This window comes from Streptomyces sp. NPDC090032 (assembly GCF_044748025.1).
In the GTDB taxonomy this organism is placed as follows: Bacteria; Actinomycetota; Actinomycetes; order Streptomycetales; family Streptomycetaceae; genus Streptomyces.
The window spans coordinates 202208-224784 of the sequence record NZ_JBIVFF010000008.1 but is presented as its reverse complement, the minus strand read 5'-3'; the positions used below and the strand labels follow the sequence as shown (position 1 = coordinate 224784).

Genomic DNA, 22577 nt, shown 5'->3' with positions numbered 1-22577 from the left:
GTCCGGGAGGGCAACAAGAGCCCAGTTGCGCATGCTGCTCCAGGCGGAGTTGATCGCTCGCGAGACCGTCTGAGGGGGAGGGGGCCGGGGGCGCGGTGTGGCTTTGGGTGAGCCAATGCTCCCTTCTCTGCCGATGCGCAGACGTGATAAAACGTGCGCAACCGGGGGCGGTTCGCGTGTGCGTGGGGCTTGGCGGGCGGTGAGTCCGTTGGCAACCGGGAGGGGGGTGGGGCCACCCGTGACCGAGGAGTTGGGCTTCGGGGAGGTGCTGCGTGCTCACCGGCGCGCGGCGCGCTTGACGTTGGAGCAGTTGGCCGAGGCATCCGGGGTCGGTGTCCGCACACTGTCGGACATGGAGCGCGGCCGCAGCAAGGGGCCACAGCATCGCACCGTGGCGGCGTTGGCGGGCGCGCTCGCGCTCGACGAGGATGCTCGCCGACAACTGATCGATCTGGCCCGCAGCGGCCGGCTGCGGGATCACTGGACACGCCCCGGAGGTCTCGGCGAACTGCCGCGCACAGTCGAGGACTTCACCGGCCGCGGTGCGGAACTGATCTGGATGAGCGAGCTGGTCTACGCCGAAAGTGCACCGGGTGTCGGAGTGGTGGGGCTCGTCACCGGGTCGGCAGGTCTGGGCAAGACCTCCTTCGCCGTGCGCGCCGCACAGGCCGTACGCCCGAGCTTTCCCGGCGGGGTGTTCTTCGTCGATCTGTATGGCATGTCCCAGCGGCCACCGGCCGCCGATGACGCGCTGCGGTTGCTGCTGCACGCGCTAGGCGTCGCTGATCAGCACATCCCCGGCGATACCGAGGAGCGGGCCGTGCTGTACCGGGCACTGTTGCGCGACAAGCGGGCCCTGGTAGTCCTCGACAACGCCGCGTCCGAAGCGCAGGTACGGCCCCTGTTGCCGGGAGGCGGTGCGGGCCGGGTCCTGATCACCACGCGACGATCACTGGCCGGCCTTGAGGGAGTTCGCAGGCTCGTCCTCGGTCCGCTGTCCCTGCCGGACTCCACGAAGCTGCTGGCCGGGATCGTGGGCGAGCGCCGTGCAACCGACCAGGCGCCGTCCATGATCCGGCTCGCCGAGCTCTGCGGTGGGCTGCCCCTGGCGCTGCGGATCATCGGCAACCGGCTGACCAGCCGGCCCGACTGGGACCCCGCCGAACTCGCGGGCCGGCTGGAGAACGAGGAGAGCCGCCTGCACCAGTTCAAGGCCGGTGACCTGAAGATCGCCAATGCCTTCGGGATGTCGTACGAGCAACTCGCCCCCGTCGCAAGGCGGTTGTTCCGGCGACTTGCCGTCATACCCGGCCGGGACTTCGACGCGATCCTCGCGGCCGTCGCCGGCGGGGTGCCGATCGAGGGCGCCTGGGACGCGCTGGACGACCTCGTCGACCTCGGCCTGCTGCAGGACGGCTCCGCGGGCCGCTACCGCTTCCACGACCTGGTCCGCCTGTTCGCCCGCGACCGGCTCCAGGAAGAGGAGCCATCAGCCGAACGTCGGGCGGTGGCGGACACGGTGACGTCGTGGCTGCTGCGCATGGCCACGATGGCGGGACGCTGGTTCGAACCCGGCTACGGCAGGCCCGAGCGGCCCGATCCGGATCTCGCCGTTCTCGCTCGCGAGCCGGAGGCCGACCGGTGGCTGCGGGACAATGTGGACAACTGGATGGGAACGCTGCGAGCCGCGGCGAACAGCGGGCAGCACACGGCCGTCCTCGACTGTGCCGAGTCGATGCACTGGTTCTCCGACCGGTGGGTCCACGGCCCGCACTGGCAAGAGGTGTTCACCCTGGGCGCGCAGGCCGCGGCCGCGCTGGGTGACCTGGCCCAGCAGGCCGCCCAGTTGAACTACCTGGCCTGGGTGCACGGACAGCCCCCAGCGCACCACGAAACGACTCTTCGGTACACGGCGGAAGCGAGGGCCCTCGCTGTTCGTGGCGGCGCCACGGAACAGGTCGTGTGGTCGCACGTGTACTCCGCGAGTGCGCTGCGCCAGCTCGGGCGGCTCGACGAGGCCACCGAGTCCGCAGCCCGGGCAGCCGAGTTGGCTCCTTCCCTCAAGGATGCGCACGCCTCCTACACGTGTGCCACCAGCCTCGGCCACTGCTATCGCGACACCGGGCGCCACGCTGAAGCGCTGGAGCAGTACCGACACGCTCTCGTGCTGGTGAGCGACGAAGAATCCGGGATGACACCGAGCATCGCGGCACATCTACGTCCCTACACGCTGTCGTTCATCGGCCAGTGTCTGGCGCTGCTCGGCCGCAGAGTCGAAGCGATCACCGCCCTCACCGAGGCGGCCGGTCTCATGGCGTCGTTCGACGCCGACTACATCCACGCCCGCGCCCTGGAGGCACTGGCGGCCCTGTTCGCCGAGGACGGGCGGGTGGACGAGAGCCGCCACACCTACGGGTTGGTGGCGCGGATGCACGCGGAGATCGGTGACACCGCAGCCCACGACCGCTTCCACGCCCTGTCCATGGAAGGCTCCTGAGCCGCGCAGGGCGGGTATTCCGCAACTCCGCCTGCTGTTCGGCGTGTTCGGCCGGTGGAGACTCCGCGTGTTCGGTGGGGACTCTGGGGGCTTGGCCGGTGGAGACTCCGCGTGTTCGGTCGGCGGGGACTCTGGTGTTTGACCGGTGGGGATTCCGGACCCGGGTGTGCGCTGCGATCCCGGATCGTCGGCGCGAGCCAGGGCATCGGCGCCGCCGTGGCCCGGCGCTTCGCCTCTCAAGGTGCGCGGCTCGTCACCGGCGCACGCAACGTGCGGGCGCTCGAAGCCCTGCGCGACGAGCTGCGCGGGCAGGACACGAGGTCGGCGCGATCCGCATCGACGTCACCGATCGCGCCACCATCGACGCCGCCGTGCTGCAGCGGGCGCGCAGCCTGTACGGGCGTCCGGACGTGGCGTCCGGCCCTGTTCAAGGTCGTTCGGCGCTCTTCCGGTCCAGGTCCTACGCCTCCGTGGGGGCGGCCGGCTCACGCCTTCGCCGGGGCGGCCGGTCGTGTCGCGTAGCGGTTGCGCATGGCGTCGCCGGCTGCGGGACCAGCCGTGAAGACGTAGTCGTCGCTGTCGTCGAGTCGGCGGCCGGTCTTGGCGTCGACGACGACGGGCTCGACTTCCTCGCCGTTGTGGGCATCGATGAGGATCATGCTGCGTTCGGCCGGCGTGAGGCGGGAGTTGCCCCACGCGGCCAGGGCGACGATCACCGGTCGCAGGGAGCGCCCGAGTTCGGTGAGGACGTACTCGTGGCGAACGGGGTTGGTCTGGTAGGGCCGGCGCTCCAGGAGCCCGTCCGCGACGAGGGACTTCAGCCGGGTGGTGAGCATGCTGGACGAGATGCCCAGGCTTTCCTGGAACTGGTCGAAGCGTGTGTAGCCGTCGAAGGCGTCGTGGAGGATCAGCAGCGTCCACCACTCGCCGACGTGCTCCACCGTCGTGGACAGCGGGCACTCCCGGTCCTCCAGCCTGATCCGGCTTGCCACGGCGACCATCTCCTCAGTTACTGCTAAAGTCGAAGTTAGTAGCTTCTATTTTAGCAGTTATCGGTAATGACGGGAGCGGCGCCTTCTGCGCCCGCGCCCGGGAACGGAGCACACCGTGAGCGCATCCATCAGTGAATCCCTCGAAGGCCGGCGTGCTCTGGTCACCGGCGGCACCAAGGGCACCGGAGCCGCCATCGCCCGACGGCTCACCCAGGCCGGCGCGACCGTACTGGTCACCGCCCGCAGCCGCCCCGACGACGTCGAGGAGAAGGCGTTCATCGCCGCCGACCTGTCCACCGCCCAGGGTGCAGCCCATGTGGTCGCCGAGGTGGAGACCCGCGTGGGAGGCGTCGACATCCTGGTCAACACCCTCGGCGGGTCCGAAGCGCCGGCCGGAGGGTTCGCGGCACTCGGCGAGGACGACTGGGCCAGGGAACTCAACACGAACCTCCTGGCCGCCGTCCGGCTGGACCGGGCGCTCCTGCCGCACATGATCACCACGGGCAAGGGTGCGCTCGTGCACGTCACCTCGATCCAGCGCCGCATGCCGCTGTGGAACGGGACCCTGGCCTACGCCGCCGCCAAGGCCGCCCTGACCACCTACAGCAAAGGCCTGGCCAACGAGGTCGCCCCGCACGGCGTCCGCGTCAACACCGTCTCGCCCGGTTTCGTGCAGACCTCGGCCGCCGACAACCTCGTTGCCCGGATCGCCCATGAGGCGGACATCTCCCAGGAAGCGGCCCTGGGCCGGCTCATGGACTCCTTGGGCGGCATCCCGCTGGGCCGTCCCAACCGGCCCGAGGAGGTCGCCGAGCTCGTAGCCTTCCTCGTCTCCGACCGCGCCTCGGCCATCGTCGGCGCCGAACACGTCATCGACGGCGGCACCACCCCCACCGTCTGAACCGGCCACCACCCCAAGGAGCGTCATGCACGACAACCAGCCCCGAACCATCACTCCGGACGCCCTGCCCGAGGTGATCACCCGGTACCTGAAAGCGCACCGCGCCCACGACACGGCCGGCGCAATCACGGCGTTCACCGGTGAAGCCACGGTGATCGACGACGGCCACGCCTACGAGGGCGCCGAGTCGATCGAGGGATGGCTCGACCGGTCCGCCACCGAATTCACCTACACCAGCCACCTCACCAACGCGCAGCAGATCGACGCGACCCACTACATCGCCACCCACCATCTCGCAGGCAACTTCCCCGGAGGCACCGTCGATCTGCGCTACCGGTTCACGCTCCGAGACGACCTCATCGAACGCCTCGTCATCGAACCCTGAGTCCCCTCCCGCGCCGTGGCCTCCGCCGTCCCGCGTGCCGCGTCGCCGGACTCGGCGTGCTGCGGTTCAGCGACGGCAACGTACACACGCGGGCCTCGCCTCACTCACTCACCCATTCACTCGCTCGCCCGCACCACGGCGGGCGGCACATCGGCCGCGGGCGCCGTCGACCCGCCGACCATCAACTCCGTTGCGATACGCACCCGTCGGGCCCGCTTGGGAGGGTCTGGCTCGTGGAGGAGGCGGACGGCCGCGATGCCGGCCTCTTCGAGGGGCACCTTGAGCGTCGTGGTGTCGGGACGGTCCGTGCTGATCGCGGTCAGGTCGTCCGAAGCGGCCAGGCTGATGTCCTCGGGGACGCGTACGCCCGCGTCGCGCAGGCCCAGATGGAGACCCAGGAGCAGGTAACTGCTGTACGCCACCACGGCGGTGACGTCGCGGTCGGCGGCGATGCGCTCGGCGACGGCCAGGCCCGCATCGATACGGGGTGGGACGGGGCCCAGAACCCTGATGTCGACTCCGGTGCGACGGGCGGCCTCCTCGACGGCGGCGCACCGGCGTTCGGCCATCCATGAGCCGGCCGGCCCGCCCACGTAGGCGACGGACCGGTGGCCGAGGCCGGCCAGGTGCGTCACGATGTCGGCGACGCCGCCGGGGGTGTCGACCAGTACGCCGGGCACCGAAGGCACGGTCCGGTCGACGGTGGCGACCGGGAGCCTCGAAGTGAACGCGCGGATCGCCGCGTCCGGACTGAGCGGCGCGATGAAGACGAGGCCGTCGACGCGGGAGGCCAGTTTGCCCGCCAGTTCGTGCTCGCTGCTCTGGGAGCCCTCGGACACGGCGAGCAGGATGTTGTCGCCCTGCTCGGAGAGCGCGCGCTGCACGCCCGTGACGATCGGGGCGAAGTAGGGGTTGGCGAGGCTGGGCACGAGGACGCCGATCAGTCCGGTGCGCCCGGTTGTCAGGGCCCGGGCGCTCGCGTTGAACTCGAAGCCCATGGCTACGGCTGCTGCCGTGACCCGTTCGCGCGTGCCGGGGGCCACCATGTCGGGCCTGCTCAATGCCCGCGACGCGGTCGCCTTCGACACTCCCGCCGCCCGTGCGACGTCTGCAAGCGTCACCATCTCGCCCCCCATCGTGTAACCGGACCTTTACAGCGTGTGTAACCAGATCTTTATACGAGCGCGTTGACGCCTCGCTTCGTACGAAAGTATGGTCCTTCTCGGTCGGTTGTTGCAACCGGTTGCAGCAACCGGTTGTAGGAATTCGGAGGAGCGGGCTCCGAGAAGCGGGCCCGAGAAGATCCGAAAAGAAATCCGACAGAGATCGTAGAAGAGAGGAGGCGTGGTCGTGTCCCGGAAGGCCACTTTGGGGCTGCTGCTCACGCCCGGCCTTGGCCTGCTGGCGTTCGGCTTCGTGTTCCCCTTCGTGACGACGCTCTTCGCACCGCCCGCCGCCGAGAACCCGGACGTACTCGGCGACTTGGGCGGCATGCTCACCGACGGCTACGTGCTGGAGGTGCTTGCCCGCACTGTACGCGTGGCCGTCACCGTCACCGTTGTCTGTCTGGTCTTCGGTTTTCCGACGGCCTATCTCATCTCCCGGGCCCCCAAGAGCCGGCAGGGCCTGCTGCTCGCACTCGCGGTCTTTCCGCTGCTGCTCAGCACGGTGGTGCGGACGTTCTCCTGGCTGGTCATCCTCGGCCGCAACGGCCTCATCAGCGACTTCGCCACGGCGACCGGCCTCGCCGACCGTCCACCGCAGTTGCTCTACACGGAGTTCGCCCTGGTCGCCGGGCTCACTCAACTGTTCATGCCGCTGGTCATCCTCACCTCGTACAGCTCGCTCTCGCACATCGACCAGGGACTTGAGGACGCCGCGCGCGGCCTGGGCGCGAGCGCGGGCCGGGCCTTCCGGCAGGTCGTGCTGCCGCTCGCGCTGCCCGGCGTCCTGGTGGGGGCGACCCTGGTGTTCGCCGGAGCCGTCACCGCCTTCACCACGCCGATGCTGCTGGGCGGCACCCGCAACCGCACCCTGGCGACACTTCTCTACAACTACGCGAACGTGAAGCTGGACTGGGGCGGGGCCGGCGCCGTCGCACTGATCATGACCGTACTGGTGCTCGTCGTCGGGTGGGCCTCGGGCAAGATATCGGCGAAGGTGGCCACGTCGTGATACGCCGACGCCCCGTTCTCTCTCTCCTGTCCGCCCTTGCGATGGCGTTTCTGCTCGGGCCCGTTCTGCTCGTCGTCGCGATCGCCTTCTCCTCCGGCGACACCGTCGAGTTCCCCACGCCCGGATTCTCGCTGCGCTGGTTCGACCAGGCTCTCTCCAACACCTCGTTCCAGCAGGGCCTGGCGACCAGCGCCATGGTGGCCGCAGGCGCGACAGTGCTCGCGCTCGCGCTCGGCATTCCGGTGGCCCTGGCCGTGCAGCGCCACAAGTTCCGGGGGCGCAAGGCGGTCGAGACCCTCTTCCTTTCCCCCGCGATCGTGCCCGAGCTGGTTCTGGGCTTCGCGCTCTTCCAGCAGCTCATGGTGACCATGCGGATCACGGCACTCGGAGCGCTCCTGATCGGCCACACCGTCCTGCTGCTGCCCTACGCGGTGCGCGTCACGGGCGCCTCGCTCGCCCTGTCGGACCCGGCCCTCGAAGAGGCCGGCCGGGGCCTGGGCGCCGGACCGTTCCGGACGTTCTTCGCGATCACGCTGCCGGTGATGACGCCAGGCATCGTCTCGGCGGCCGTGCTGTCCTTCCTGACCTCGTTCAACAACGTCCCGCTGTCCCTGCTTCTCAAGGGGCCAGGGACCTCCACGCTGCCCGTCGAGATGCTCAATTACGTGCAGTACTCCTACGACCCCGTGGTGGCCGCGGTGAGCACACTGCTGCTCGCCGCCACGGTCGGCGCGGCCCTGCTGACGGAGCGCCTCGTCGGGTTCAACAAGGTCTTCAGCCGGTGAGCACCATGAGCGCCATACGCAAGGACAGGAAGCCGACCATGACTTCAGTGGTTCAACTCGTCGCCGTTTCCAGGGAGTTCGCGGGCACGGCGGCCGTACGGGACCTCGATCTGACCGTACGCCGTGGGGAGTTCACCGCGCTTCTCGGGCCCAGCGGCTGCGGCAAGACCACCACCCTGCGCATGATCGCCGGGTTCCTCGAACCCACCTCGGGCCGCATCCTGCTCGAGGGTGAGGACGCCACCCGGCTTCCCGCGGAGCGCCGCAACATCGGCATGGTCTTCCAGTCCTATGCGCTCTTCCCCCACATGAGCGTGGAGAAGAACGTCGGCTTCGGGCTGAAGATGCGGGGTGTTCCGGACCGCGAGCTGCGCACCCGCGTCGGCGAGGCCCTGGAACTCGTCGGTCTCTCCCACCTCTCCGGCCGCAAGCCCAAGCAGCTGTCCGGCGGTCAGCAGCAGCGCATCGCGCTCGCCCGGGCCATCGCCGTACGCCCCTCGGTGCTCCTCCTCGACGAGCCCCTGTCCAACCTGGACGCGCGCCTGCGCGTCCAGATGCGCCAGGAACTCGCCCGCATCCAGAAGGAGACGGGGCTCACCGCGATCCTCGTCACGCACGACCAGGAGGAGGCCCTGGAACTCGCCGACAACATGGTCATCCTCAACCAGGGCACTGTCGCTCAACAGGGCGCCCCGCGCGAGGTGTTCCGCGCCCCCGCCGACCGTTTCGTCGCCGAATTCCTCGGCTACGAGAACTTCGTCGAGTTGCCGGACGGCCGAACCGTCACCATCCGGCCCGAACACGTCGACGTTCTCACCCCCGGATCCCCGGCGCCCGCCGGCGGCACCACGGTCGACGCCGACCTCACCGCCGTCCGGTTCCGCGGCACCGACTGCGTCGTCACCGCCGCGTCCCAGGGACGCACCGTCCTGGCCACCACCAGCGACTTCGAGTTGCGCACCGGCCAGCAGATCCGCCTCCACCTCCCCGCCGCTCACACGATCGATCTTCCCCGGATCGATCTTCCCCGGACGAAGCAGGAGCTCCCCGCCCCATGAGACGACTCACCACCACCACTGCCGTGACCGTGCTGATCCTCCCGCTCGCCGGCTGCGCCGGGTCGGCCTCCGGGCAGCAGGACCCCAAGAGGTTGACCGTCTCCACCTTCGGCTTCGGCGTCGACCAGTTCGAGAACAACATCGTCGAGCCGTTCGAGAAGGAGACCGGCATCGAGGTCCAGATCGAGAGCGGCGACAACGCCGAGCGGCTCACCAAGCTCAGGCTGAAGCGCTCCGACCCGGACGTGGACGTCGTCATGATCTCCGACCTCTTCGCGCGGCAGGGCCGGGAACAGGGCCTGTTCGACAAGATCGACCCTTCGGCGGTCCCCAACCTCAAGAAGATCCACGCCTTCGCCAAGGACAAGGACGGCTACGCCCCGGCGTACACGTACCAGCTGCTCGGCATGCTCTACCGCAGCGACAAGGTCTCATCGGCGCCGGGCATCAAGGACCTCTGGAAGGCCGAGCACAAGGGCAAGATCGCTCTCCCCGACATCTCGACCAGCGCCGGCGTCCCCTTCCTCTACAGCACCGCGGCGACCTTCGGCTCGGGCCCCCGGGACACCGACACCGCGTTCAAGAAGCTGTCCGGCAACACCACCAACGTGCTGAAGTACTTCAGCCGCAGCACCGAGGTCGTCAGCCTCCTCGAGCGCGGCGAGGTGGAGATGGCCCCGGCACTCGACCTGTTCGCCATCGACCCGGTCAAGGCCGGCAAGCCGATCGCCTGGGCACCGCTCGACAAGGGCCGCTACGTGGTCTCCAACACCGCACAGTTGGTGAAGGGCGCGCACAACAAAGCGGGCGCGGAGAAGTTCATCAACTACCTGCTGTCGAAGGAGGCTCAGGAGAAGGCCGCCGCCACCTTCCACGACAAGCCGGTCAACAAGGACGCCAGGATCCCCGCGGACATCACCAAGGTCGTGGGTGACGCGGCGACCGACCCCGCGGCGGACGGCTTCACCATCCCCGACCTCAAGCTCGCCGCGAAGAACAACGACGACTGGGTCGACCGCTTCGAGCGCGAGGTCTCCGGGTGACACACCCCGAACCGGTCGTCATCGACTGCGACCCCGGCATCGATGACGCCGTCGCGCTGATGCTGGCCTTCGCCTCCCCCGAACTCGACGTCACCGGCATCACCACCGTCGCCGGTAACGTCGGGATCGGGCAGGTCGTCGCCAACGCGCTGGCCCTGTGCGACCTGATCGGCGTGGACGCGCGGGTACCCGTGCTGCGCGGACACGCCGGGCCGCTCGCCCGCGCCGTGCGCGTCCCGGACGAGCCCGTCCATGGTGCGGGCGGGCTCGGGGGAGTGGCACTCGCGCAGTCCGCGCGCACGCCACACGCGACCCACGCCGTCGAGTGGCTGGCCGGACAGCTGCGTGAGCGGGGGCCCGCGGGCACCACGGTCATCGCGACCGCGCCGCTCACCAACATCGCGTCCCTCCTTCACGCCCACCCGGAGGCCGCCGCCTCGATCAAGGAGATCGTCCTGATGGGCGGGGCGGCCTTCGCACCGGGCAACGTCACGCCGTCGGCCGAGTTCAACTTCTTCGCCGACCCCGAGGCCGCCCGATTCGTGACCGAGGCCGGCGTGCCGCTGCGGATCGTGGGTCTCGATGTCACCCGCAAGGCGCTGACCACCCGGGACGACATCGCCCAGCTGCTGGCCGGCGGCGCGCCCGTCACCGATGCGGCGGGCCGGATGCTCGCCCATCTCGCCACCCGCTACGAGCAGCGCCACGGCGTCGCAGCCTGCGCGGTGCATGACGCACTCGCGGTGGCGGCGGCCGTGCGGCCCGGCCTGATCGAGTGGACGGATGCCTGGGTGACCGTGGAGTGCGGCGGCGAGTTCTCCCGAGGCAAGCTCATCGCCGATGTGCACGGCCGTACGGGGCTGCCGCACAACGCGAAGATCGCGACCGGCGTCGACACCGCGGCCTTCCGCGCGTTCCTGACGTCCCGCCTGCTGCGCCACTACGGAGGCGCCACCCGGACCGCTACAGCTACTGACCAGCGATCAGTGACCAGCGATCAGTGACGACCGATCACTGATCACTCGGTGACCTGAGTGCCGTCCCCGGCCGACAGGGCCCCGCCCCCGACAGCCGACCGTCGGAGCGGACGCCGCGCTCGGCGGCGTGGGCGGTGGTTGCCGGAACGGTGAGAGTGAGCAGGGCGGTAGCAGCGGGGGTTCAACCAGCAGCTGGCGGCCGGGCCGGGCCGGGCAGGGCGGGTGCCTCTCCGGTTGCAGTGCCCCGGTTCGGGTTCTTTACTAGTAAGTACAAATCCGACCAAACCGCGAGGTGGCATGGTGTCGGTGGGCTGTGCTCTCTGCAGGCCTCCGAACGGTCCGGCCGAAGCCCGTCGGTTCGTCGCCCAGGGGTCCACCGCGCACTTCACGGGCCGAGCAGAACCAAGCAAGGAGCCTTCCCCATGCTCGCCATTCTCCTCACCCAGTTCGGGGAGCCGGAGAAGAGCCTGAAGGTGGTGGACGTGCCCGAGCCCCCGGCTCCCGCCGCCGGACAGGCGCTGGTCCAGGTCGAGTACGCCCCGCTCGACCACCACGACCTTCTCCTGGCGCAAGGTGTCTACCCCGTACGTCCTGAGCTGCCGGCGGCTATCGGAAACGAGGGTGTCGGGACGGTCCTGTCCGTAGGGCCCGGCGTCATGGAGGTCAGCCCTGGCGACAGGGTCCTGCTTCCTTTCGGCGTCTTTTCCTGGTCCCAGCGGGTCGTGGCCAGGGCAGCAGACCTGACGGTCGTGGACAGGTCCATCAGCCTTGAACAGGCGGCGATGCTCACCATCAATCCCGTCAGCGCGGGGCTCCTGGTCGGCCTGCGTGACCTTCCGGCCGGTTCCTGGGTGGTGCAGAACGCGGCCAACAGCGGGGTGGGCCGGTCTGTCATCGTGTTCGCCAAGGAACGAGGGCTGCGCACGATCAACATCGTTCGTCGCGCGGAACTCGTGAGCGAACTCCGTGATCTCGGCGCCGACATCGTGGTTGTCGACTCGGCGGACGCCGGCTCGCGCGTGCGGGAAGCCATCGGCTCCGATCCGGTGCTCCTCGGCCTTGACGGTGTCAGCGGAGCGGCGACCGCACTGTTGCTGGACGTACTGACCGACGGAGCCCTGCTGGCGGTCTACGGGTATTTGAGCGGCCGGCCGTTCACGCCCGATCCTGACGTGCTGAGGACGAAGAACATCAGCACGAAGGAATTCTGGATGTACCAGGACGAGTTTCTTCCCCGGCTTCCGGCTCTCAACGCGGAGTCCGCGCGGCTGGTCTCCGAGGGAAGACTCGTCCTGCCCTCCGCGCCCGTCTACAAGGCGGCGGACTTCCCCGAGGCGCTCGCCTACTTCCGGGAGAAGGGCAAGGTCCTCCTGGACTTCAACCCGCATCGCGCGTAGGCGCCGCCACACCTGCCACCGAGGCCGGGACCATCCCGACAGGAGGCGGCCGGAGCCGATCACACACCACTGCCGGGGTGCCGGGACGACCCCCGACACACGATCAAGGATGGTCAGCATGGCCGAACACAGCACGATCGGCGTTCTCGGCGCGGGAGAGATCGGCCGGGCCGTCGCCGACAAGGCCGTCCGTCACGGACATGAGGTACTCATCGGCAACAGCCGGGGCCCGGAGACACTCAAGGCGCTCGCGGAGCGGCTGGGGCCGAAGGCCCGCGCCGTGACGGCCGAGGAGGCGGCGCAGCCGGACCTCGTCTTCCTCGCGGTGCCGTTCTTCGCCGTGCCGGACCTGACCAGCCTCACCGACTGGTCCGGCAAGATCGTCGTCGACACGACGAATCAGTTCGCCGAGGCCAACCCCTGGCGAGGCAGGTACGACGTCGGGGACCTCACGGGCAGCGAATGGGTCGCCCACCGCCTCCCCGGAGCGCGGATCGTGAAGGCGTTCAACACCCTGTTCGCCGCATTCATCGCCGCGGACCCCCAGCACGAGGAAGGCCGCCAGGTGGTCTTCTACGCGGGTGACGACGCCGACGCGAAGGCGGCCGTGTCCGCTTTGCTGGACCAGTTCGGATTCGCCGCACTGGACCTTGGTGGCCTGCGGGAGGGCGGGCGCCTCATGCAGCTCGACGGCCCGCTCAGCGCACGGCACTTCCTGCTTCAGGACGCCGGCTGACGACCCGGACCTCGCTCACCCCCGGCCGCGTACGCCGAGCACACACAGGAGGAGCGTCATGAGCCGTCGTGTCGTCTACACCCGCGGAGGGTCGCCCGCCGACGTCCTGACCGTCATCGAGGAGCCCGAGCCGGCAGCGCCACAGACCGGTCAAGTGCTCGTCCGGACCACTGCGTTCCCCGTTCACCCCGGCGATCTCCAAGCTGTCGAGGCGTATCCGGGCAACGGTGAAGAATCGGTCCCGGCCGGTGTCGAGGCGACCGGCGTGGTGGAGGCCATCGGCCCGGGCACCCCGGTGGCGCCGGGGGTCGAGCCCGGCGCGCGCGTGACGGTCTTCCCGCATCCGGGCGCCTGGTCCCAGTGGATCATGGCGGCCGCCCGGGCGGTGGTCGCCGTACCGGCAGGGGTTTCGGACGAGGTCGCCGCGCAGATGCTGGTGAACCCGATCACCGCCGTGATGCTGCGCCGTGAGGCGGAGGCGCACGCATCCATCGGGTACGACGGTGTGCTGCTGCAGACTGCCGCCGGTTCGTCGGTCGGACGTCTGCTGACTGCCGTGAGCCTGGCCCACGACATCTCGCTCGTCAACGTCGTCCGCAGCGAACGTGGTGCCGCGGAACTGCGTGATCGGTTTCCTGACGTGCCGGTGGTGGCGACGGAGGATGCAGGCTGGTCCGATGAAGTCCGCCGCGTGGTCGGCGGCCGCCCGCTGGGCGTGGCACTCGATCCGATCGGTGGGACACTCGCCGAGAGCCTTCTGGACCTGCTGACGCCGGGCGGAACGCTCATCTGCTACGGGCAGACGGCCCCAGAGCCGATCTCGTTGCCGGCGTCGACTCTGCTGCACAAATCGCTGACGCTGCGCGGCATGACCGTCGGCCGCTGGATGTCGGACACCTCTCTCGACAGACAGGCATCCGATGTCGCCGCCGCGAAGCTGATCGCGATGGCGGCCAAGGAGCAGTTCGACGTAGCCGGCGCCTATGGTCTTGATGACCTGGCAGAGGCCGTGCAACACGCGCAACGGCCCGGCAAGGTCGGCACCGTCCTCATCCGCCCCTGGGACTGAAACCCAAGGCCGTTCAGGTAAGGACCGGGTCACGGCGCTGAACGGCTGTCCTGTCGATCCGGCGCCCGCCCGTTCGTCGAAGCGCGGGGCAGAAGGGTCAGAGCCTGCTTGGCAGCCCCGATGACAACCTCCGCCGTGGCCCCCGCCCTGCCCAGGGCCTCCAGTCCTCGCAGTACAGCAAGGAGAAGGCTTGCGAGCCCGTCCGTGTCCGCGTCGGCGTCCAGTGAGCCCTCCTCCTGGGCCCGGGCGACGCAGTCCGACAGTTCGCCGTGCAGCCCGCGGACGGTGGCGGCAGTCCGGTCGGCAACGCTCTTGTCGACCGCGGCGAGTTCCGTGGCGCTCCTGGCCATCATGCAGCCGCGCCGCGCCACGTCCCTGCTGATCGCTTCGGAGATGTCGCACACAAGGCGTTCCAGCCGAGGGAGGGCCGGTCCCGGGCCGCGCAGAGCCGAACGCCAGGCGCCGATCGCGTCACTGTTGTAGCTGTCCAGAGCCTGCAGAAACAGGGCGTGTTTGTCTCCGAAGGCCCCGTACAGGCTTCCGCGTCCCAAGCCCGTGACGTCGCTCAGATCGTCGATGGAGGTTCGGTCGTAACCGTGGGACCAGAACTGGTCGCGAGCAGCCCGCACAACCTCCTCGTCGTCGAACTGCCGAGGTCGGGCCATGAGAAAACAGTACGCCGCGTGTGGGGCATTGCGGGGGTTTGTCACTCTCGACGGTCCACTCGTCACCACCACCAGCAACGAAAAGAACTCGCCGCCTTCCTTGGAAACCGACGCGAACGGCTCACGCCGGACACCGTCGGCATCAAGAATTCACATGGACGCCGCCGCACCCCGTTCCGAATCCCTTGGCGCGTCCATCCCCCGCGTGAGCACTTCGGCCCCGCGCGGACACGGATGCGTCATTCGGCTGAAACAGCCCCTGCCTAATTTCTGTCGCCCGACAGGAAACGGCGACAGGGGCTGACATGACCGCCAGCGCACCAACCGACGTACGGCCGGAACCGCCCGAGACCGGTCAGGGCGACCGGGAAGCCCTGGCCGGGTTCGGCTACCGGCAGGAACTGCACCGGTCCATGGGGCGGTTCGCCTCGTTCGCGGCCGGGTTCTCCTTCATCTCGGTCCTCACGACCGTCTTCCAGTTCTTCGCCTTCGGCTTCTCGTTCGGCGGTGCCGCCTTCTTCTGGACCTGGCCCGCGGTGCTGCTCGGCCAGCTGCTGGTGGCCGCGTGCTTCGCCGAACTTGCCGCCCGCTACCCGCTGTCGGGGGCGATCTACCAATGGTCGACCCGGCTGAGCACGCCCGTCTTCGGCTGGTTCGCGGGCTGGATCATGGTGATCGGGCAGATCGTGGTGGTCGCCGCGGCGGCGCTCGCTCTCCAGGTGGTGCTTCCCGCCGTCTGGCCCGGCTTCCAGCTGCTGGGCGGCGACCCGGCGCCGACCACGCCGACGGGCGCGGGCAACGCGGCGCTGCTCGCGGTGGTGCTGCTGGCGCTCACCACCACGGTGAATCTGCTCGACAACCGGGTCATGTCGGCCGTGAACCGGATCGGTGTCACGGCGGAGATCATCGGTGCCGTACTCATCGTGGTTCTCCTGTTCACGCACGCCGAGCGCGGCGCAGGTGTCACCCTGCACACCGGCGGTCAGGGCGGCACGGTCGGAGCGCTCCTCGTCGGTTCGTTCATGGCGGCGTACGTCCTCATCGGGTTCGACAGCGCAGGGGAGATGAGCGAGGAGACCCGCAGCCCGCGCCGTACCGCGCCCCGCACGATCCTGCTGGCGCTCGCCTCGGCCGGGGCGCTCGGCGGCCTGCTGGTGCTCGGTGGCGTGCTGGCCGCGCCGAGTCTCACCGACGGGCGACTGGCCACGGAGGGCCTCTCGTACGTCCTGACCAGCAGCCTGGGTGACGGAGTGGGGCGGCTGCTGCTGGCCGATGTGGCGGTCGCCGTCGCTGTGGCCACGCTCGCCATCCAGACCTCCGGTTCCCGGATGCTGTTCTCGATGGCCCGCGACGGGGTCCTGCCCTGTTCCGCCCGGCTGGCAAAGGTCTCCCCGCGCACCGGAATGCCGGCCGCTCCCGCGCTGCTGGTGGGCGCGGGTGCCGCCGCGCTCGGACTGCTCAACCTGGCGTCCCCGGAGGCGTTCCTCGCGATCGGCACCACGTGCATCGCCCTGCTCTACCTTGCGTACGCGATGGTCACCGGCCCGATGCTGCTGCGCCGCCTGCGCGGCATCCCCCTCGCCCCGGACACCGGAGCCGTCACCCACGACGAGACGGGCCGCCCCCTGTTCTCGATGGGCCGGCTCGGACTGCCCGTCAACGCCCTGGCCTTCCTGTACGGGGCAGTCATGACGGTCAATCTGGCCTGGCCGCGGGCAGCGGTGTACGACCCGGCGGGTGGCCACTGGTACTTCCAGTGGTTCACCGTTCTCTTCCTGGGCGTGGCTGTGCTGCTCGGTGCGGTGTATCGCGTGTACGGGAGGAAGCCCCGCTCCGTACGCTGACAGGCGGGACGCATCGTCCGAGGCCGCACCTCAGCGCTTCTCCGCGCCCACGATCCGCAGCGCCGCATCCGCCGTGGCAGCCGCGAACGCGCCGACCGCGCGCTCCGGATCGGACCGGTGGACCAGGATCACGCCCTCGATCAGCCCGAACACCAGGTCCGTACGGAGATCCGCCTCGTCCTCGCCGAGGGCGGCCCCCGCCTCCGTCGCCACCAGCAACTGCCCGTAGGCCTGCTTCAGTTCAGCCCGGACGCGGCGGAAGTCCGCGAACCGCTCGGACCGCACCTCAGGCAGTACGTACAGCGCCCCGAGGTTGTACGGACCGCCGCACAGCAGCGCCACGTCCGAGCGGCACAGCTCCCACAACCGGTCCTCCGCGGCCGTCACCTCGTCCGCGAGCAGTCGCCTCGCCAGTTCCAGCGACGGCGTGACCGTGGACTCCAGGAGTTCGGCCAGCAGGTCCTCCTTGCCGGCCACGTAGTGGTACATCGTCGCCTGGCGCATGCCCGCCCGCTCGGCGACAGCCCGGGTGGTGGTCGCGGCGTATCCGAGCGTGGTGAACAACTCGGCGGCCGCGGTGAGCAGTTCGTCGCGCGCGGTCAGCCCGCTGTCCGGCCGCTGCTGGGCCCGCGGGCGGCCGACCCTTCTTCCGGTGCTGGACATGCGCCGATCGTCGCACACCCGCCGAAGGCCGCGATCTCGGTGAGCGCTCGGTAACTTCCGCGCAACGGACGGGCAATGACCACGAATTCCCGGACTCCTAGTTTCTGTCGCGCGACAGAAATAGTCCGCAGCCAGTCCGCAGCCAGGCCGCATTCAGGCCGCAGTCGGGACGCGGCAGGCCGCAGCCGGGCAGAAGCCAGGCGCCGAAGTCGGGCGCGGAAGTTCAGGCCCAAGTCAGCACGTCAGCCCCCGTCGAGCCGGAGGTCCAGCCATGGCGACAGCGACGACACGTGGAGCCCGGGCGCATGCCCGCGCCCAGCACGGCACCCGTACCGAATCCATGCCGGTGGTGCCGGCCGGGGACTGGCCGGAGCCTCTTCCCGGCACCCCGGTCTGGGCCGAGACCGTCGCGGGTGGCTCCTACACGCACCGCGTCCTGGCCCGCGGCACCGAGCTGCGGCTCACGGACCTCGAGGGCGACGCCTGCGCCCATCTGCTGCTCTACGCCGAGGGGCGGCCGTGGGAGCGGCTGAACACCGCCGACACGGTGAAGGTGCAGTGGAACGCCTACCTCGGCGCCGGCCGGCTGCTCCTCTCCGACCAGGGCCGGGTACTCGCCTCCGTGATCGCCGACTCCGCCGGCCGCCACGACGCGCTGTGCGGCACCTCGACCCTCGTGCGCAACACCGCGCGGTACGGGGACGGCACCCCGCAGTCCGCGTCCCCCGCCGGCCGGGAGTTGCTGAAGCTGGCCGCGGCGAAGAACGGTCTCGGCCCGCGCGATCTGCCGCCCTCGGTCTCCTTCTTCCAGGGAGTGGAGGTACGGGAGGACGGCGCCCTGGACTTCGCCGGCTCGGCCGGAGTGGGCGCCGCGGTGACGCTGCGCGCCGAGCAGGACCTGACCGTACTGATCGCGAACGTCCCGCACCCGCTGGACCCGCGCCCGGAGTACGTCTGCACCCCGCTCGAGGTGCTGGCCTGGCGCGCCGGGGCGACGGCGCCCGGGGACCCGCTCTGGGACGCCACTCCGGAAGGCCACCGGGCTTTCCTCAACACGCTCGACTTCCTCACCGCCAGGGGGCTCGCATGACCGTCGCCACCGCCACCGCCACCGCCACCGCCACCGCCACCGCCACCGCCACCGGTGCCGACGCGAGTGCCGTCCGCCGCTCCGACCTGATCCCCGCGCGGGCCGCCTGGTCCGCCGTCGTCCGCGCCGGCGAACAGCTCACACTGACCGACCTGCACGGCAACCAGGCCGTGGACTTCCTGGTGTACGACGCCCACGACACGACTGTCCGCTACAGCGCCCCGGACACCCTCCACGCACAGGGCGGCATCTTCCTCACCACGGGCAGTGTGCTGATGTCGAACGAGCACACCCCGCTGATGACGGTCACCGAGGACACCTGCGGCCGCCACGACACGGTCGGCGGCGCCTGCTCCAAGGAGTCCAACACCCTTCGCTACGGACACCACACCTGGTCGCAGCACGCCTGCGTCGACAACTTCCTCGCCGAGGGCGCCCGGCACGGGCTGGGCAAGCGGGATCTCGTCTCCAACATCAACTGGTACATGAACGTCCCGGTCGAGAAGGACGGCACGCTGGGCATCGTCGACGGCATCTCGGCCCCGGGTCTGCGGGTGACGCTGCGGGCCGAGACGGACGTGCTGGTCCTGATCTCCAACTGCCCCCAGATCAACAACCCCTGCAACGGCTTCGACCCGACATCCGTCGAAGCCACGATCACAGCGGCCAGGACCGCAGAAGCAACCGGCACACAGGCCACCCTCATCGGGGCATCCGGCTCCGACGGCGCCGTCACCGAGGCCGCCGTCAGCGAGGCCACCGCATGAGCGACTTCGACACGCTGCTGGTGGCCAACCGGGGCGAGATAGCCGTACGCATCATCCGCACCGCCCGCCGCCTCGGTATCCGTACGGTCGCGGTGTTCTCCGACCCCGACCGTTCCGCACCCCATGTCCGCCTCGCCGACGAAGCGGTGCGGCTCGGTCCCGCACCCGCCAAGGAGTCGTACCTCGACGCCGACCTGATCCTGCGGGCGGCCAAGGACACCGGGGCGGGCGCCATCCACCCCGGCTACGGATTCCTCTCCGAGGACGCCGGGTTCGCGCGGCGCTGCGAGGACGCCGGGATCGTCTTCGTCGGCCCGTCCGCCGATCAGCTGGAACTGTTCGGCGCCAAGCACACCGCTCGCGCGGCGGCCGAGGCGGCGGGCGTGCCGCTCGCCCCCGGCACCGGTCTGCTGCCCGATCTGCCGTCGGCGCTGGCGGCGGCCGACCGCATCGGCTATCCCGTGATGCTCAAGGCCACCGGCGGGGGCGGCGGCATCGGTATGTCGGCATGCCGGTCCACCGACGAACTCACCGACGCCTGGGAACGAGTGCAGCGGGTCGCCGCCGCCTCGTTCTCCTCGGCCGGTGTCTTCCTGGAACGTCTCGTCGAGAACGCCCGCCATGTCGAGGTCCAGGTCTTCGGCGACGGACACGGCCACGTGGTGACCTTCGGCGACCGCGACTGCACCCTCCAACGCCGCAATCAGAAAGTCCTGGAGGAGGCCCCCGCTCCTGCACTCCCCGATGACATCCGGGCACAACTTGCTTGCTCCGCGCGGGAGTTGTGCGCATCGGTCGGCTACCGCTCCGCGGGCACCGTGGAGTTCGTGTACGACGCGGCGCGCTGCGAGGCGTACTTCCTGGAGGTCAACACCCGTCTCCAGGTCGAGCACCCGGTCACCGAGGAGATCCACGGCGTGGACCTCGTCGAGTGGATGCTGCGGCTCGCGCAGGGCGACACCGATGTCGTACGCGAACCCGGCCCGTCGCGCGGCCATGCCGTCGAGGCGCGCGTGTACGCGGAGGATCCGACCCGGGACCACCGCCCAGGCGCGGGCCTGCTGACCCGGGTCGCCTTCCCCGAGGGGGACGGCCTGCGCGTGGACACCTGGGTCGAGACCGGTACGGAGGTGACGACGGCCTACGATCCGATGCTGGCCAAGGTCATCGCGTACGGCACCGACCGCGCCGAGGCCCTCGCACGACTCGACGCGGCGCTCGCCGCCACCCGGATCGACGGCATCGAGACCAACCTCGGCCTGGTACGGGCCGCCCTGGCCGACGACCGGGTGCGCGGCGCCACGCACTCCACGGCCACCCTCGCCACGATCCCCGACCCGACCCCGCGCATCGAGGTGGTCTCCGCCGGAACCCTCACCACTGTGCAGGACTGGCCGGGCCGCACGGGCTACTGGCAGGTCGGCGTACCGCCGTCGGGCCCGATGGACGACCTGTCGTTCCGGCTCGGCAACACCGCCCTCGGCAACGACGCGGGCGCGCCCGGCCTCGAATGCACGCTCCAGGGGCCGACGCTGCGTTTCTCGCACCCGACGACGGTCTGCGTCACGGGCGCACCCGCCCCTGTGAGGGTCGACGGCGAACCGGTCGCCCAGTGGGAACCCTTCACCGTCCCGGCAGGCTCCGAGCTCTCGGTCGGCGCACCGGACGGCCACGGTCTGCGTACGTACCTCCTGTTCGCCGGAGGCGGCCTGGACGTGCCCGGCTTCCTGGGCAGCACGGCGACCTTCACCCTCGGTGGTTTCGGCGGTCACGGCGGCCGGGCCCTGCGCACGGGCGACGTCCTGCACGGCGGCACAGTGCAGGCTTCGGGCACCCCCGTACCGGACGCCGACCGTCCGCGCATCGGCGGCGTCTGGCACATCGGCGCGGCCGAAGGCCCGCACGCCGCACCGGAGTTCTTCACCGAGCAGGACATCCACGACTTCTACGCCGCCGAGTGGAAGGTCCACTTCAACTCGGCGCGCACCGGCGTCCGGCTGATCGGCCCCACACCGCGCTGGGCCCGCACCGACGGCGGCGAGGCCGGCCTGCACCCCTCCAACATCCATGACACGCCGTACTCCGTGGGCGCGGTCGACTACACCGGCGACATGCCCGTCCTGCTGGGGCCCGACGGCCCGTCCCTGGGAGGCTTCGTCTGCCCGGCGACGGTGCTGACGGGCGAACGCTGGAAGCTGGGGCAGTTGCGCCCCGGCGACACGGTCCGCTTCACACCCGTCACGATCACCGGCGAACGGCGCGCGGACATCGTCGACGGCGGCATCCTGTATCAGAGCGACGACACGACCTACCGCCGCAGCGGCGACGACAACGTGCTGGTCGAGTACGGGCCGATGCAGCTGGACCTGGCCCTGCGGATGCGCGTGCACGCCCTGATGGAGGCGCTGACGGCGCAGGCCGTCCCAGGCATCACCGGTCTGACACCGGGTATCCGCTCGCTCCAGATCCAGCTGAACCCGAGCGTCCTGCCCCAGCACCGGATCGTGGAACTGCTCCAGGAGACCGAGGCCGCGCTCCCGCCCACGGATGCCCTGGTCGTCCCCTCCCGCACCGTGCACCTCCCGCTGTCCTGGGACGATCCGGCGACCCGTGAGGCCATCGCCCGCTACATGGCCGGGGTACGGGACGACGCCCCGTGGTGCCCCTGGAACATCGAGTTCATCCGCCGGGTCAACGGCCTGGACTCGGTCGAGGACGTGTACCGCACCGTCTTCGACGCCGAGTACCTGGTGATGGGCCTGGGCGACGTGTATCTGGGCGCCCCGGTCGCCACACCGCTGGACCCGCGCCACCGCCTGGTCACCACCAAGTACAACCCGGCCCGCACCTGGACCGCGGAGAACTCGGTCGGCATCGGCGGCGCCTACCTGTGCGTCTACGGGATGGAGGGGCCCGGCGGCTACCAGTTCGTCGGCCGCACCACCCAGGTCTGGTCGGGCTGGCAGCAGCGAGGCGCCTTCGAGCCCGGCTCACCGTGGCTGCTGCGGTTCTTCGACCGCATCAAGTGGTACCCGGTGGAGGCGGACGAACTCCTCGCACTGCGTGCGGACATCAAGTCCGGCCGGTTCGTGCCACGTATCGAGGAGGGCGAGTTCTCACTGGCGCGCCACGAGGAGTTCCTCGCGCGGAACGCCGATTCGATCGCGGAGTTCCGCACCCGTCAGGGCAGCGCTTTCGCGGCCGAGCGGGACGCCTGGGAAGCGGCGGGCGAGTTCGCCCGCGCGGACGCGGCGACGGCACCGGCGCCCCCGGCCGCCGAGGTGACGGTGCCGCCGGGCGGCCACCTGGTGGAGGCGGAGTTCGCGGCATCCGTCTGGCAGTTGAATGTCGCCGCGGGCGACACGGTGACGACAGGTCAGCCCTTGCTGGCGCTGGAGGCGATGAAGATGGAGTCCCGCGTCCACGCCCCCGCGGCCGGCATCGTCACGGAGGTGCTCACCCGGCCGGGTGCCCAGGTGGAACCGGGTACGGCACTGCTGATCCTGGCCCCGCTCCACGAGAACTGAGGAACC

General features: G+C 70.1%; 20 protein-coding genes. 16 read left to right on the top strand and 4 right to left on the bottom strand.

Translation table 11 applies throughout. From position 1 onward, the window contains the following. Positions 1–238 precede the first annotated feature (238 nt). Both ACIPWY_RS21880 and ACIPWY_RS21875 read left to right on the top strand, forming a co-directional pair. The gene (locus ACIPWY_RS21880; protein WP_401534491.1) at positions 239–2497 is read left to right on the top strand and encodes a helix-turn-helix domain-containing protein; all 2259 of its coding nucleotides are present in this window, start codon (positions 239–241) and stop codon (positions 2495–2497) included. A gap of 54 nt (positions 2498–2551) precedes the next feature. Continuing rightward, on the top strand, positions 2552–3019 hold the full coding sequence (locus ACIPWY_RS21875; RefSeq protein WP_401534489.1) for an SDR family NAD(P)-dependent oxidoreductase: 468 nt from the start codon (positions 2552–2554) through the stop codon (positions 3017–3019). On the opposite strand, the gene ACIPWY_RS21870 is transcribed toward ACIPWY_RS21875, so the two are convergent. Then, complete coding sequence (locus ACIPWY_RS21870) at positions 2983–3498, bottom strand: helix-turn-helix domain-containing protein (RefSeq protein WP_362906720.1); 516 nt, start codon at positions 3496–3498, stop codon at positions 2983–2985. The genes ACIPWY_RS21875 and ACIPWY_RS21870 overlap by 37 nt on opposite strands. 106 nt (positions 3499–3604) lie before the next feature. Between ACIPWY_RS21870 and ACIPWY_RS21865 the strand changes: the two genes are divergently transcribed. Continuing rightward, positions 3605–4390 carry an SDR family oxidoreductase gene (locus tag ACIPWY_RS21865; RefSeq protein WP_401534487.1) on the top strand — a complete coding sequence of 262 codons (786 nt, stop codon included), beginning with the start codon at positions 3605–3607 and terminating at the stop codon, positions 4388–4390. Between the two features lie 25 nt (positions 4391–4415). Beyond that, positions 4416–4775 (top strand): nuclear transport factor 2 family protein, encoded by a 360-nt coding sequence (locus ACIPWY_RS21860; protein WP_362906716.1) that lies wholly within the window; start codon positions 4416–4418, stop codon positions 4773–4775. Between the two features lie 116 nt (positions 4776–4891). Here ACIPWY_RS21860 and ACIPWY_RS21855 read toward each other — a convergent pair whose 3' ends face one another. Then, the gene (locus ACIPWY_RS21855; RefSeq protein WP_362906714.1) at positions 4892–5899 is read right to left on the bottom strand and encodes a LacI family DNA-binding transcriptional regulator; all 1008 of its coding nucleotides are present in this window, start codon (positions 5897–5899) and stop codon (positions 4892–4894) included. A 226-nt stretch (positions 5900–6125) separates the two neighbouring features. On the opposite strand from ACIPWY_RS21855, the gene ACIPWY_RS21850 reads away from it, so the two are divergent. From ACIPWY_RS21850 to ACIPWY_RS21815, 8 genes are all read left to right on the top strand, one after another. After that, complete coding sequence (locus ACIPWY_RS21850; RefSeq protein ID WP_393702730.1) at positions 6126–6950, top strand: ABC transporter permease; 825 nt, start codon at positions 6126–6128, stop codon at positions 6948–6950. Next, positions 6947–7735, top strand: coding sequence for an ABC transporter permease (locus ACIPWY_RS21845; RefSeq protein ID WP_362906710.1), 789 nt, complete (start codon positions 6947–6949; stop codon positions 7733–7735). The genes ACIPWY_RS21850 and ACIPWY_RS21845 overlap by 4 nt, the downstream gene beginning before the upstream one ends. Before the next feature lie 38 nt (positions 7736–7773). Next, a complete protein-coding gene (locus ACIPWY_RS21840; RefSeq protein WP_362906707.1) occupies positions 7774–8793 on the top strand; it encodes an ABC transporter ATP-binding protein in 1020 nt (339 codons plus the stop codon). Continuing rightward, positions 8790–9836, top strand: coding sequence for an ABC transporter substrate-binding protein (locus ACIPWY_RS21835; protein ID WP_362906705.1), 1047 nt, complete (start codon positions 8790–8792; stop codon positions 9834–9836). The genes ACIPWY_RS21840 and ACIPWY_RS21835 overlap by 4 nt, the downstream gene beginning before the upstream one ends. Further along, positions 9833–10840 carry a nucleoside hydrolase gene (locus ACIPWY_RS21830; protein WP_401534482.1) on the top strand — a complete coding sequence of 336 codons (1008 nt, stop codon included), beginning with the start codon at positions 9833–9835 and terminating at the stop codon, positions 10838–10840. The genes ACIPWY_RS21835 and ACIPWY_RS21830 overlap by 4 nt, the downstream gene beginning before the upstream one ends. Before the next feature lie 395 nt (positions 10841–11235). Further along, on the top strand, positions 11236–12210 hold the full coding sequence (locus ACIPWY_RS21825) for a zinc-dependent alcohol dehydrogenase family protein (protein WP_401534480.1): 975 nt from the start codon (positions 11236–11238) through the stop codon (positions 12208–12210). A gap of 118 nt (positions 12211–12328) precedes the next feature. Then, complete coding sequence (locus tag ACIPWY_RS21820; protein ID WP_362906699.1) at positions 12329–12946, top strand: NAD(P)-binding domain-containing protein; 618 nt, start codon at positions 12329–12331, stop codon at positions 12944–12946. A 154-nt stretch (positions 12947–13100) separates the two neighbouring features. Beyond that, a complete protein-coding gene (locus ACIPWY_RS21815; RefSeq protein WP_401534478.1) occupies positions 13101–14015 on the top strand; it encodes a zinc-binding dehydrogenase in 915 nt (304 codons plus the stop codon). 29 nt (positions 14016–14044) lie between these two features. On the opposite strand, the gene ACIPWY_RS21810 is transcribed toward ACIPWY_RS21815, so the two are convergent. Beyond that, positions 14045–14680 carry a TetR/AcrR family transcriptional regulator gene (locus ACIPWY_RS21810; RefSeq protein WP_393702716.1) on the bottom strand — a complete coding sequence of 212 codons (636 nt, stop codon included), beginning with the start codon at positions 14678–14680 and terminating at the stop codon, positions 14045–14047. 305 nt (positions 14681–14985) lie between these two features. Between ACIPWY_RS21810 and ACIPWY_RS21805 the strand changes: the two genes are divergently transcribed. Beyond that, on the top strand, positions 14986–16524 hold the full coding sequence (locus tag ACIPWY_RS21805) for an amino acid permease (RefSeq protein WP_362906693.1): 1539 nt from the start codon (positions 14986–14988) through the stop codon (positions 16522–16524). Positions 16525–16554: 30 nt separating this feature from the next. Here ACIPWY_RS21805 and ACIPWY_RS21800 read toward each other — a convergent pair whose 3' ends face one another. Next, the gene (locus tag ACIPWY_RS21800) at positions 16555–17187 is read right to left on the bottom strand and encodes a TetR/AcrR family transcriptional regulator (protein WP_362906691.1); all 633 of its coding nucleotides are present in this window, start codon (positions 17185–17187) and stop codon (positions 16555–16557) included. 271 nt (positions 17188–17458) lie between these two features. Between ACIPWY_RS21800 and ACIPWY_RS21795 the strand changes: the two genes are divergently transcribed. Genes ACIPWY_RS21795 through ACIPWY_RS21785 form a run of 3 tightly spaced genes read left to right on the top strand, consistent with a single transcriptional unit; the run spans position 17459 to position 22571 of the window. Next, positions 17459–18277 carry an urea amidolyase associated protein UAAP1 gene (locus tag ACIPWY_RS21795; protein ID WP_393702712.1) on the top strand — a complete coding sequence of 273 codons (819 nt, stop codon included), beginning with the start codon at positions 17459–17461 and terminating at the stop codon, positions 18275–18277. Beyond that, a complete protein-coding gene (locus tag ACIPWY_RS21790; protein ID WP_401534475.1) occupies positions 18274–19044 on the top strand; it encodes an urea amidolyase associated protein UAAP2 in 771 nt (256 codons plus the stop codon). Before ACIPWY_RS21795 ends, ACIPWY_RS21790 begins: the two co-directional genes overlap by 4 nt. Continuing rightward, complete coding sequence (locus ACIPWY_RS21785; protein ID WP_401534473.1) at positions 19041–22571, top strand: 5-oxoprolinase/urea amidolyase family protein; 3531 nt, start codon at positions 19041–19043, stop codon at positions 22569–22571. Before ACIPWY_RS21790 ends, ACIPWY_RS21785 begins: the two co-directional genes overlap by 4 nt. Positions 22572–22577: the final 6 nt, after the last annotated feature.